The organism is Paraburkholderia sp. SIMBA_054 (genome assembly GCF_046534875.1).
Taxonomy (GTDB): domain Bacteria; phylum Pseudomonadota; class Gammaproteobacteria; order Burkholderiales; family Burkholderiaceae; genus Paraburkholderia; species Paraburkholderia hospita.
In genome coordinates this window covers 1-251 of record NZ_JAWRXV010001303.1, presented here as the reverse complement: position 1 = coordinate 251, position 251 = coordinate 1, and the positions used below count along the sequence as shown (strand labels likewise).

The following is a 251-nucleotide window of genomic DNA, read 5'->3' as shown; positions in this document are numbered from 1 at the left end:
CCCAGCGGCGCGCCGGGGCGACCTTCTGCAGCGCGGCCGCGGCCGGCTTGTCGGACAGCACGCCGACCACCTCGGCATCCAGCGTGCCGGCGGCGATCGCATCGAGGATGGCCTGCAGGTTGCTGCCGCGGCCGGAGGCCAGGACAGCGAGTTTCCGGGGGGAAGAAGTGCTCACGGGGTCTTGCTCCGCAGGAACGGCCAGGCGAGCAGGCTGACCACCGTGGCGAGCAGCATGTCGGCATGCGCGTCCC

At 72.9% G+C, this 251-nt stretch carries 1 protein-coding gene; it reads right to left on the bottom strand.

What is annotated here, in order from left to right; all coding sequences use genetic code 11:
- On the bottom strand, nucleotides 1–175 hold a 175-nt coding region (locus tag SB822_RS59315; RefSeq protein WP_410859403.1), incomplete at its 3' end, for a formyltransferase family protein.
- Nucleotides 176–251 lie beyond the last annotated feature (76 nt).